This window comes from Clostridium disporicum (genome assembly GCF_001405015.1).
In the GTDB taxonomy this organism is placed as follows: domain Bacteria; phylum Bacillota; class Clostridia; order Clostridiales; family Clostridiaceae; genus Clostridium; species Clostridium disporicum_B.
In genome coordinates, this window is the sequence record NZ_CYZX01000010.1 from 22,933 (window position 1) to 35,476 (window position 12,544).

General features: G+C 30.1%; 11 protein-coding genes. 1 reads left to right on the forward strand and 10 read right to left on the reverse strand.

Going from position 1 to position 12,544, the window contains the following annotated elements; genetic code table 11:
* Positions 1 to 3: 3 nt before the first annotated feature.
* The 10 genes from minD to ARA56_RS08050 all read right to left on the reverse strand — a co-directional run bounded on the left by minD (position 4) and on the right by ARA56_RS08050 (position 10,998).
* Complete coding sequence (gene minD / locus ARA56_RS08005; protein WP_055265522.1) at positions 4 to 801, reverse strand: septum site-determining protein MinD; 798 nt, start codon at positions 799 to 801, stop codon at positions 4 to 6.
* Between the two features lie 16 nt (positions 802 to 817).
* Positions 818 to 1,462, reverse strand: a complete 645-nt coding sequence (minC, locus tag ARA56_RS08010; protein WP_055265524.1) for a septum site-determining protein MinC — start codon at positions 1,460 to 1,462, stop codon at positions 818 to 820.
* A gap of 192 nt (positions 1,463 to 1,654) precedes the next feature.
* A complete protein-coding gene (locus ARA56_RS08015; RefSeq protein ID WP_055265526.1) occupies positions 1,655 to 4,606 on the reverse strand; it encodes a penicillin-binding transpeptidase domain-containing protein in 2,952 nt (983 codons plus the stop codon).
* Positions 4,603 to 5,094: a rod shape-determining protein MreD gene (mreD, locus tag ARA56_RS08020; protein WP_055265528.1), complete on the reverse strand. Its 492-nt coding sequence runs from the start codon at positions 5,092 to 5,094 to the stop codon at positions 4,603 to 4,605. Before mreD ends, ARA56_RS08015 begins: the two co-directional genes overlap by 4 nt.
* A 10-nt stretch (positions 5,095 to 5,104) precedes the next feature.
* A complete protein-coding gene (gene mreC / locus ARA56_RS08025) occupies positions 5,105 to 5,950 on the reverse strand; it encodes a rod shape-determining protein MreC (protein WP_055265530.1) in 846 nt (281 codons plus the stop codon).
* Positions 5,950 to 6,969, reverse strand: a complete 1,020-nt coding sequence (locus tag ARA56_RS08030) for a rod shape-determining protein (RefSeq protein ID WP_055265532.1) — start codon at positions 6,967 to 6,969, stop codon at positions 5,950 to 5,952. Before ARA56_RS08030 ends, mreC begins: the two co-directional genes overlap by 1 nt.
* Before the next feature lie 18 nt (positions 6,970 to 6,987).
* Positions 6,988 to 7,677, reverse strand: coding sequence for a RadC family protein (radC, locus tag ARA56_RS08035; protein ID WP_055265534.1), 690 nt, complete (start codon positions 7,675 to 7,677; stop codon positions 6,988 to 6,990).
* Positions 7,678 to 7,713: 36 nt separating this feature from the next.
* Positions 7,714 to 8,280, reverse strand: a complete 567-nt coding sequence (locus ARA56_RS08040; RefSeq protein ID WP_055265536.1) for a Maf-like protein — start codon at positions 8,278 to 8,280, stop codon at positions 7,714 to 7,716.
* A 223-nt stretch (positions 8,281 to 8,503) separates the two neighbouring features.
* Positions 8,504 to 9,244, reverse strand: a complete 741-nt coding sequence (locus tag ARA56_RS08045; protein WP_055265538.1) for an SPOR domain-containing protein — start codon at positions 9,242 to 9,244, stop codon at positions 8,504 to 8,506.
* Between the two features lie 302 nt (positions 9,245 to 9,546).
* Positions 9,547 to 10,998 (reverse strand): aminoacyl-histidine dipeptidase, encoded by a 1,452-nt coding sequence (locus ARA56_RS08050; RefSeq protein ID WP_055265540.1) that lies wholly within the window; start codon positions 10,996 to 10,998, stop codon positions 9,547 to 9,549.
* A gap of 126 nt (positions 10,999 to 11,124) precedes the next feature.
* On the opposite strand from ARA56_RS08050, the gene pyk reads away from it, so the two are divergent.
* Positions 11,125 to 12,543, forward strand: coding sequence for a pyruvate kinase (pyk, locus tag ARA56_RS08055; protein WP_055265542.1), 1,419 nt, complete (start codon positions 11,125 to 11,127; stop codon positions 12,541 to 12,543).
* Position 12,544 lies beyond the last annotated feature (1 nt).

A 12,544-nucleotide genomic window follows, 5' to 3' on the forward strand; every position in this document is an offset into this window, starting at 1 on the left:
CTCCTAGCTTCTCTTAAATAACTTCTTAAAAGCTGAGAAGAATCCACTTGATTCAGTACTTAAATCTAATAATTGAACTTCTTCACCCATAATTCTCTTAGAAATATTTCTAAAGGCTTGTCCTGATTTAGACTCTTGGTCTAATACTATTGGCTCACCTTTATTAGTTGATACTGTAATTCCTCTATCGTCAGGCACAACCCCTAAAAGCTTAACCGATAAAGTTTCAATTATATCTGGGACATCAAGCATATCGCCTTTTTTAGTCATTTCATAATTCAATCTATTTACTATTACAGCGTGGTCTTCTAAGCCTTTAGCATCTAACTTTCCAATAACTCTGTCAGCATCTCTAACTGAAGTAATTTCTGGATTAACTACTACTATTGCCTTATCAGCTCCAACAACTGAATTTTCAAATCCTTGCTCAATACCTGCTGGAGAATCTATTAAAACATAATCAAATTCTTCTTTTAAGTTATTTACTATATTTAACATATCATGAGTACTGATATCATCTTTATCTTTAGTTTGAGCTGTAGGTAAAAGACATAGGTTTGGATATCTCTTATCTTTTATTAAAGCTTGTTTTAATCTACATCTATTTTCAATAACATCCATTATCGTATAAACTATTCTATTTTCTAACCCCATAAGTACATCAAGGTTTCTAAGACCGGTATCTCCATCAACCACTACTACTTTTTTACCTAAAGCAGCTAATGCTGTACCTAGGTTTGCTGTAGTTGTAGTCTTTCCTACTCCACCTTTACCTGATGTAATAACTATAGAAACTCCCATTTTTATCCCTCCACATTTAATATATATATTTATTTGGTAAATATGGCTCCACCACTATGGCTCCATCTTTAATTTTTGCAACTTCTGGATAAGAAGGTTTAATCCCATCCTCAGGTGATATAGTTACTATATTACTTATCTGTAGCAATTCAGGTTGCAGAGAAAATGCAGCGACAATTGACTTCTCATTTCCACTAAATCCAGCCCTAACTTGTCCTTTTATGCTTCCTAATACTATTATATTTCCTCCTGCAACGACTTCAGCTCCGCTATTTATGTCGCCTATTATCACAATATTTCCCGGGTAATTAATTAATTGTCCACCTCTTACAGTTTTCTTTATAAATTTTGTTTTCCCTTCATAAATTCCATTAAAAACCTTATTATCTTCCCCTTTTTTTATACTTATGTCTTCAAAAACGCAATCTCTTATACATATTTTATCAAAAAGTTCATCCTTAAGCTTAGCTATTTCTGACTCGGTAACATGTTTAAAATTAGCTGTAAGCTTTACTATGGAATTTCTATAAAATCCTTTTCCTATAGATAAAGTATTTACTAAAGCTTCAATAACTTCATCAAAGGTAGCAAACTTTTCTATATCAATTATCGCGTTTATACCTTCTTTATTACCTCTAACTTGTATTCTGCTATCTTTCATTGGTTACCCTCCACCAATTTAATACAAACTTTTTAAATAAATTATCTTTTAAATTATAGCATATATTTACAATTAATAATATAATGTCTATTAACTATTTTTTACTTTTTTCATAAAAAATCACTTATTTTGTAGTATAATCATACAAAATAAGTGATTTGTAATAAATTTATTATTATATTTTTTTATTTTTTATTCCGCAGTAGCATTTCCCTCTGCTTCACTAGTATTGTCTTTTGGTGCATTTTGCACATACTTAACAAAGCTTTCAGAGTTAGATGCGTATGAAGGATTTAGTTTTAACAACTCATCTTTGAAATATGCTTCATAAATAGCCTTATGAATTGGAGCTCCATCACTACCTTTATTTCCATCATATAATGTACTAAATATAGCAATCTGAGGATCATCCATAGGTGCAAAACTTATATAGTTACCATATGGTTTTCTTCCTTGCTCATCATATTGCTCTTGTGTTCCAAAGTCAGCTGTACCTGTCTTACCACAAACAGCTATTGGGAAGTTTCCTTCACCAAAACATTGATATGCCATACCATTTTCTGAACTAGTATTAACTCTACGCATACCTTCTTTAACCGCTTGTAAATATTCACTCGGTATTTCTAAGTTATCAACAACTTCAGGTTTAAATTCTTGAATAATTTCACCTGTTGGAGAAGTTATCTTATCAACTAACATAACTTTATGTCTTTCTCCTCCATTAGCTAATGTTGCTACATAATTAGCTAATTGCAGTGGAGTAAGGTTATTCATCCCTTGACCAATAGCATCCATTACTATTTGAGCAAAAGAAGTTATTTGCGTTGTTTGTTCACTTATAATATACTCTGCTATAGCATTTGATACTGAATCTACTTGTTCATCTGAATCTACTTTTTTACCTGTTTTCGCTTCATAATCTGTAACTGATTGCTTATATTTATCAGATACTTTCATAAATGTTTTTATCTCTGGAGCCATCAAGTTAGCAACTTCAGTATAATCATTCATCTGTTCATCAGTACCAACTTTTTGAAGAATCTCTTTTATCTTATTTTTTATTGCTTCTTTTGCATTTTTAAGTTCTTCAGAATCATCTTCATTTTTAGATATATCTAACGGAATAAATATATATTGTCCTGAACTTGAAACTCCTTTTTGTAGGGATTCTACTAATGAGTACATAGGTGTATCAATTATTTTATTTTTCCAAGATGTAAAGTTATATGTTTGCCCAAAGCCTTCTTCTATCTCTATTCCAGTGCTAGGGTTAGACGCTTGTGGTGAATTAGGATCAACACCTAATCCAAATTTCCAAACATACTTTGCTAAAGAATCTAATGCTTCAACATCTCTTCCATTTTTATCCCACAATCTGTAACCAGTCTCATAATAGAAGTAGTTTGAAGACTTTTGTAAAGCTAATCTAAGGTCAGTAGGCCCATTAACTTTATGTTGGAAGTTTTCAGCTCCAAATCCATCTCTCTCCCACCAACCTGAAGTATCATTCATACTTTCTGTAGTAGTAATTACTCCCTCCATAAGTCCTGCAATAGATGTTAATGGCTTAAATACTGATCCTGGAGGTATTTTTCCCAAAGTAGCGTAATTAAACATAGGTCTAGGATAAATATCATAAAAATCTTCTCTTAAACCATCTTCATTTAAAGGAAATAACTCATCTAAAGATTTTGTTGCATTTGTTTTCTTGATATGTTCAGTTCCAAACTTAGTCAAATCCGGACTGAAGTACTGCTCATATTTTTCATCACTAAGCTCTCCAGCTATCGCAAAATCATTTGGATCATAATCTGGATAACTAGCCATAGCTAAAACTCTTCCTGTTTTTACTTCAATTGCTATTACAGCACCTCTTGTAGCACTTGGCTGTGTTTGTCTTATTCTTTCTAAAGTATCTTTTAATGCTTCTTGTGCTGCGTATTGTACATCCTTATCTATAGTTAGATGAACATTATTACCTGGATAAGATTCTAGTTGAAATAATGTTTCTGTTTCTCTTCCCTGTGAATTTACTTTTACAGTTGTTCCACCTTTATTACCTTTTAATTGATCTTCAAAAGCAGCCTCTATTCCTGAAGCTCCAACTAAGTCAGTAGATGAATCATATCCCATAAGTTCATATACTGTTTCCTCTGACCCTGTAATAGATGAAACATATCCTAATATATGCGAAGCTAAATTTCCAAAAGGATAGTATCTTACCGGCTCTAAGCTAACATCTACTCCTGGTAAATCACTAAGCTTTTGATATATTATAAATGCAGTATCACGTTTAATATTATTAGCTATAGTAACAGCCTTATATCCTTCATAACTCTGCATTTTAATAGCATCTTTAACAACCATGTAGTTTCTTATTTCTTCTAAAGAATACTCCTTTAATAGTTCTTCAGTTACTCTTTTACCATACTCAACAGATTCTTTCACATAATCTCTATTTTTAGATGTTTGATCTATTGTAGTATCTACAAAACTATTTGCTAAAGCTTTTTTTTCAGCACTTGTATATCCTTCTGGTAGAAGCATTTCATATAGATTATAATTATCGACTAAATAATAAAATGTATCATCTATTGAAATACTTAAAAGAGCATCATTTATAGCATTTAACTGTTCATCTGTAAAATCTCCTTTATGATCTTTATACAAAGTATTTTGTACTAAATCATTAAGACCTCTATCCTTTTTAAATCTTAATTCAACTAATTTTTGTGCTTCAGTATCAGAAGTTTTAAAATTATAATAGAACTTTCCACTAGAATTTATTTTTAATAATAAATCATCTAAAAACTTTTCATTATTTTCTTTTAATATATTAAATATCTTGCTCATTGAAGAATAAAAAGCCTTATCCGCTTCGTCTGTTTGCATATATGTTAATACATAATTTTGCTTGTTGGTAGCTAGTACATTACCATCGCTATCATAAATAATACCTCTTGGAGCCTTTTCCGAAATAAATCTAGTGGACCCGGTATCAGCTTTTTCCTTATAATCTTGATGTTTATATACTTGAAGATATAAAAGCTTGCCAATTATAACACTAAAAATAACGGCCATAATTACATAAAATACAGTATATGTTGACCCTTTTTTCTTCTTATTCGGTTTATTTACTATCATCTAAACCTCCACTCATCTTTCTTCCAAAACTTTTTAGAAGTAGTTAAAACAAATTTATACCCAATTAACATTACTATAGTATTTAATACTGCACTTACTATGGCCATATTAAAATCTACCTTTTTATCGAAAGCTATAAATAATATAGCTATCATTATGATTTTTAATATTGATATAATGAAACACGATATAACAGGAATTAATCTATTGTTTTTTAATATTCCTTCTCCAATCTTTGCCGCTAAAAGACATAAAAGAAAGTTAACCAACAAATTTATCCCAAATCCATTAATAAAAAATAAGTCTTGTAATACCCCACTAACTATTCCAATAAACATGGCATCTTTTTTTCCATTTATTATAGAAAAAGCTATGGCAAATACAAATAATATACTTGGATATCCTTGCATTATACTATAACTTGGAAGTATTGTATTTTCTAATATTAACAAAAATAATGCTATAGCTACTATAACTATTCTTTTCATAAGCTACCTCTTAATCATATTTAACATTTACTTTATCTTTCGGAACTACTATAAATAATTCCTCTAACTTATTAAAATCAACATAAGGTTTAACTAAAGCATTTTTCATGACCATTACATTATCTGTTTCTACAGAAACAACTTCACCAATCCTTATTTCTTTTGGATATATCATACCCAATCCTGATGTTAAAATAACATCACCTTCTTTAATTTCTGAATCTATAGGCAAATTATAAACCTTAACAAGGTCTTCATTTTTATTTTCCTTATATCCTCTTAAAATCCCTGTAGTTTCACGTGTACTATCTACCATTACTGAAACTGCCATATTTTCGTTTAATATAGTCTCAACTATAGAGTAATTACTTTCCGCTTTCGTAACCTTCCCTACAAGTCCTTGATAATTTATTATTATCATATCCTTTTCAACGCCATCGTTAGTTCCTTTATCAATTATATACCCATTAGATACAGTTCCCCCACTATATCCAATTATATTAACACCTATATAATCATAATTATTCTTATTTTCTTTAAAATTTAATACTTCTCTTAATCTTTCATTTTCATCTTTTAAAGCTTTATATTCAATCATTTGATTTTCTAATTCAGAGTTTTTTATCTTAAGTTCTTCATTTTCTTGTTTAACTTTAGAAAAATTCACAAAAAACTCTACAGAACTTTTTAATTTATCATTTGCTTTATAAACAATTTTTTGTAAAGGGCTAACCACTGCTCCTATGCCACTAGATATACTATCAGATCCGTTTTTAACAGAAAAAATAATTATGCCTAAAAATGTAACTGACAGTACTATAATAGTTACTGCCAGTTTGTTCTTAAAAGGTTTCATTATTGACCTCTTTGTGTTTTGCTTAATTCATCGAAGTTATCTAGTGCTTTTCCTGCTCCTAAAACAACACAATCAAGTGGTGATTCAGCAATGTGTACAGGCATATTTGTTTCGTGGTTTATTAATTCATCTAAGCCTTTTAAAAGAGCTCCTCCACCAGCTAGCATAATTCCTTTTTCCATTATATCTGCTGCTAATTCAGGTGGTGTTTTTTCTAACGTAGTTTTTATAGACTCAATTATTGAGTATACAGGTTCTTTTAAAGCTTCTCTTACTTGATCCTCAGAAATTGTTACAATCTTAGGTAGTCCTGTTATCATATCTCTACCCTTAATGTCCATTGTAGCATTTTCTTCATCAATCTTATATGCTGAACCTAATTCCATCTTTATTTGTTCTGCTGTTCTTTCACCTATCATTAAGTTAAATTCTTTTTTAACGTATGCTATTATAGATTGGTCTAATTCATCTCCAGCAACTCTTAAAGATTTGCTTACAACAATTCCTCCTAAAGATATAATAGCTACTTCAGTAGTTCCTCCACCGATATCAACTATCATACTTCCTGTAGGTTCTCCAACTGGAAGACCTGCTCCAATAGCTGCTGCCATTGGTTCTTCCATAAGAACAACATCTCTTGCTCCAGCAAACTTAGCTGCTTCTTCGATAGCTCTTCTTTCAACTTCTGTTACTCCTGATGGATAACATACTATTATTCTTGGGCTTGTAAATGCACTTTTACTTGAAACTTTTTCTATAAGTTTCTTAAGCATTGTTTGAGCAACCTCAAAATCAGCTATAACCCCATCTTTTAAAGGTCTAATCGCTACTATATTTCCTGGTGTTCTACCTATCATTAACTTCGCTTCAGCACCTACTGCTAAAGGTCTTTTTGTATCGCTATTTATTGCAACAACTGAAGGTTCGCTTAATACTACACCTTTTCCTTTTACGAAAACTAAAGTATTAGCTGTTCCTAAGTCTATACCCATGTCTTTATTACTAGTGAAAAATCCCATGTGAATTCCCCTTTCAATCTATATAATTCCTTTTTCTTTTAAGCTTATATAATTATTATTTCCAATAATAATGTGATCTAACAGTTTAATTCCCATTAAATCACCACACTGCTTTATTCTTAATGTAACATTTATGTCTTCTTTACTTGGAGTAGGGTCGCCTGAAGGATGATTGTGACAAATAATAATATTTGCACTCCCTCTTTGAACCGCTTCTCGAAATATCTCTCTTGGATGTACTATTGATGAATTTAAGCTTCCTTTAAATACATCTTTAACTCCAATAACAGTATTTTTTGTGTTTAGAAGTATAAGTTTTAATACTTCTTGATTTAAGTTGTTCATCTCATTTATCAATAGCATGGAAATATCTTTTGGAGAAGATATCTTAAAATCATCATTTTGAGACCTTAAAGTTCTAAACCGTCTAAATAGTTCCATCATAGCTATTATTTGACAAGCTTTGACCTCTTTTATACCCTTTATCTTTTTTATCTCTTCTAGATTAATATGTAGTAGACCATCTAAGCCCCCAACGTCAGACAATAACCGTGTACTAAGAGAAATTATATTCTCACCTTTTGTTCCACTTCTTAATAACACTGCTAATAATTCAGCATTAGCTAAATCATCGGCACCATATTTTAAAAGTTTTTCCATAGGTCTTTCGTTTTTAGGTATATCACTTATCTTGATATTATTTTGCATAATATTCTCCTTTAATGATTAATACCCCTACCCCTATTATATAACTTCTTTTATTATTTTATTAAGACGATTTAACGGTAATCCAACTACATTGTAATAACAACCATTAATCTTCTCAACAAAAAGAGCTCCTAATCCTTGTATTCCATAAGCTCCAGCCTTGTCTAAAGGCTCTTTTGAATTTATGTAATTAATTATTTCTTCATGAGTTAACTCACTAAATTTTACTTCTGTGAATACAGCCTCACTTTTCATAATATTATTAGTAGTATTTATTACAGCTATTCCCGAATAAACTCTATGAATTTTATTACTAAGTAGTTTTAGCATATTATAAGCATCATCTGCATTTTTTGGTTTCCCTAAAATCTTACCATCTATTACAACAACAGTATCTGCTGCAATTATAATTGAATCTTTTTTAGCTTGTGAAGCTACATCTTTTCCTTTACCTTCTGCTAAAGTTTTAACGTAATCTTCTACATCCCCATTAAACTTTACACTATCTTCATCAAAATTACTTACAATAACATCAAAGTTATCTACTATCTTAGTAAGCAACTCCTGCCTTCTTGGTGAGGCTGATGCTAAGATATAATGCATATTATCACATCCTACAGAGTTTATTTTTATTCTTCCCAATTTTAGGCTTGTCTTACTCATTATTTTAAAAAACTTCTATTTTTTAAAATGAAAAGAGAAAAATGCTATATACAACCCTATTTTTCTAATATAGTTTATCACTTAATAGGAGTTCTAACAAGCATTTTCCTCGTTTTATACAAATTTTTATAATTTTTTAATTATTTTTCCTCATGCAATTTATTTACTTAAAACTTAATAATACTTCATATAAATAATCAATTTCAGATGATACATTTTCCTTAGTTAATTCTTCAGGTAATCCTTTAATATAATCTTTTAAACTTTGTAAAACTTCAATATTTTCTCCCGAAGATATATTATCTAATGTATCTATCCAACTCTTAAACTCCTCTGTATTAACATGATCTACCCCATCATCAAAAGTAGTTGTTAATATTTTTAAATATCCATCACAAATCGCAGATACTTGAGCTTCTATAGGATCATTTTCATTTAAACTAAAAGTAATCTTTACGCTTTCAACTCCTTTTGATCCTAGCTCTTGAATTGCTGAATCAACATTTTCACTAGTATAGATACCAGTAAGTACCCTATACTTATCTGATTCTTCAGCTATAAAAGCTCTTCCTTCTGATGCTATTTTTGCATAAGTCTGATCTGCATTATCTTTCTTAGAAAAATATCCACATTGTAAGAAATAATATTCACTAGTATTCTCACCTTCTGAAACAATCGTTTCACCTTCTTGTTGTTGTCCATTTCCTTCTGTTGATACTTCTATTCCATCAGTTATTTCAGCTCCAACCTGTGCAGAATCATTAATAGGGAGCACCTTCCACACTATCCATGCTACTCCTAATCCAATCATACACGATGCAATAATCCCAACTAACAATGATGCAATAAACTTCCAAACACCATTGTTTCTTCTTCTTTTATAATTATATTTTGTATACTTCATTCTCCTCCTTTTAACCCTCCTTACTGAAACTAGCCATATTTTTTTCTTAAGTAATCTATATTAATATATATTCTCTCATTCCAGTTAATATACATTATGTAATAAAAAATTACTTTCTAAAATAAAAAAGTACCTAAAGACATTTATTGTTTTGCTTTATCTTTAGGTTACTTCTTATTTATCATTATTAAATTTTCTATCTACTACAATATTAATATACCTTTTATCTCACCTGACTTTTCTCTTTGAAAAAACCTATATTTCATATCATAGTAGTAACCTTTAATATCAAAAATACCAAACTACTTTATTTCTTCTAATATCTTTAATAAGTAATCCCATGTATTTTTAACTGAAGTTATGCTCATATGTTCCTGTGGAGTATGAACATCATAAAGATTTGGTCCAAAACTTATCATATCTAAGTTTCCAAGCTTTTCATTAAATAATCCACATTCAACACCAGCATGTATAGCAACTATTTTTGCTTCTTTTCCTGTCATATCTTTATATACCTTTTGGCATATCTCTCTCATCTTTGAATTTGGATCATACTCCCAACCTGGATAGTCAGATTTACTACTAAATTCTGCTCCAATAATTTCTGTTATAGTTTTTATTCTTAATTCTATCTCTTTCTTTAATGATGGAACTGAACTTCTAACAGCAGAATCAAATTCAACATAGTCCTCATTCGTACTTAATACACCTAAATTAGTTGAACTCTCTACTAATCCATCAATTTCAGTGCTTCTTGTATTTACTCCATTTGGATATAAGTATAATAAATTAATAACTTTATCTGTTGTATCTTTATTAAATTCTTTTGACTCATCTACAGAAACCTTATTAACTACTACTTTTAAACCTGGATCTTGTGCTTTAAGCTCATTAGCAAATACGTCTGCAAGTTCATTAACTATTGAAGTAACTTTATCTACATTAGAATTATCTAAAGATATTATAACTTCTGCTTCCCTTGGTATAGCATTATTCTTAGATCCACCATTTATTTTAACTATGTTAAATTCTAATTCATCTTTTAAAGCTTTAAGTATTCTACCTAAAATCTTATTAGAGTTACCTCTTTCCTTAATTATGTCCATTCCTGAGTGTCCGCCTTTAAGTCCACTTATGTTAATTGACATAGTAGCTTTGTCTGCTCTGTCTTGCCATTCTATTTTGATAGCTGAGTTAGTTCTTACTCCACCTGCACAACTTACTAATAATTCACCTTCTTCTTCGTTATCAAGGTTTATTAATAATTTTCCATCAAGGTTATCTTTAGAAACAGCCATAGCTCCAGACATTCCTGTTTCTTCATCAGTAGTTATTAAGACTTCTAAAGCTGGATGTGGTATAGAATTATCTGCAAGTAAAGCCATTCCATATGCAACAGCTATTCCATTATCAGCTCCTAATGTTGTATCTGTAGCATATATATAATCATCAACTATTCTTAACTTTAAAGGGTCTTTTTCAAAATCATGGTCTGTTCCATTATTCTTTTCACATACCATATCCATGTGACCTTGAATAATTACTGTTGGTGCATTTTCATATCCTTTTGATGCTGGTTTTTTTATTATTATATTTAATGCTTCATCTTGAATTGTTTCAAGTCCAAGCTCTTTTCCAAAATTCAATAAGTAATCACTTATAGCTTTCTCATTCCCTGATCCTCTTGGTATGTCAGATATTTTTTCAAAAAAATCAAAAACTAATTTTGGTTCTAAATTTTGTAAAACTTTCATATTTATTACTCCTTTTATCCTAAATTATGTTAGAATTATTGTATAAGAAAAAGTATATCATACTATATATAATACTTAAAATATTTATACTTTATTTTCTTATTTTACTAAATGTGAGGTGTTTTTATGCAAAGGACTAAGATGATATTCACTATCGGACCTGCAAGTGACAACGAGGAAATTCTAAGAAAATTTATTCAAATTGGAATGAGTGTAGCTAGACTTAATTTTTCACACGGGACTCATGAAACACACAAACAAAAGATTGATCTAATAAAAAAAATTAGAAAAGAACAAAACTCTCCAACTGCTATTATGTTGGATATAAAAGGACCAAAGATTAGAACACATAACTTTATAAATGATGGAGTTGAACTTATTGATGGACAAGCATTTACTTTTATATGTGATGATGAAATATTAGGTGACAATGAAAAATGTTCTATATCTTATGCTGCTCTTTACAAAGATGTGTCTATCGGAGGAAGTATTTTAGTAGATGATGGTCTATTAAAATTTAGAATCGATGAGATTAAAGGAACACATATTATATGTACTGTTATTGTTGGTGGAGTAATAAAAAATCATAAAGGTGTTAACGTTCCTAATGTAGACATTAATCTGCCTTCTATAACTGATAAAGATAAAGAAGATCTTATTTTTGGTTGTAAAATGGGTGTTGACTTTGTTGCAGCCTCTTTTGTAAGAAAAGCTTCTGACATTGTTGAAGTTCGTAATATATTAAATGAACATGGTGGAGAGCATATTCAAATCATAGGTAAAATAGAAAGCCAAGAAGGTGTAAATAATATCAATGAAATTTTAAAACAAGCTGATGGTATTATGGTTGCTAGAGGAGATATGGGAGTTGAAATTCCTATTGAACGAGTACCTATAATTCAAAAAAATATAATAAGAAAATGTAATGAAGCTGGTAAAATAGTAATTACAGCTACTCAAATGCTTGATTCTATGATTAGAAATTCTCTTCCTACAAGAGCTGAAGCTTGTGATATATGTAATGCTATTTTTGACGGAACAGATGCAATAATGCTTAGTGGTGAAAGTGCTAGTGGAGCATTTCCAATAGAAGCTGCAACAACAATGGCAACTATAGCTCAAGAAACCGAAAAACACATAGATTATGTATACCTAAACCAACGATTAAGAGAACCAGCTATGGGTGATTTTGCTGAAGCGATAAGTTATTCTGCTTGTAGAACATCAAATGTATTAAATGCCAAAGCTATAGTAGCTGCAACAACTTCTGGTTCAACAGCTAAACTTATATCTAAATACAGACCAAAATGCCCTATAATAGCTATTACCCCTAATGAGTATGTATTAAGAAGATTAAATTTAACTTTTGGGATAATACCTTTATTATGTCAACAATTTGAAACTACTGATGAAATAATCGCTGAATCTAAAAAAGTTGCTAAAAAACTTTCATGTGCAAATGATGGTGATAATATATTAATAGCTGCTGGATTCCCAACAACTCACACTGGTGGTACTAATATGCTTAAAATAGAAAAAATATAAA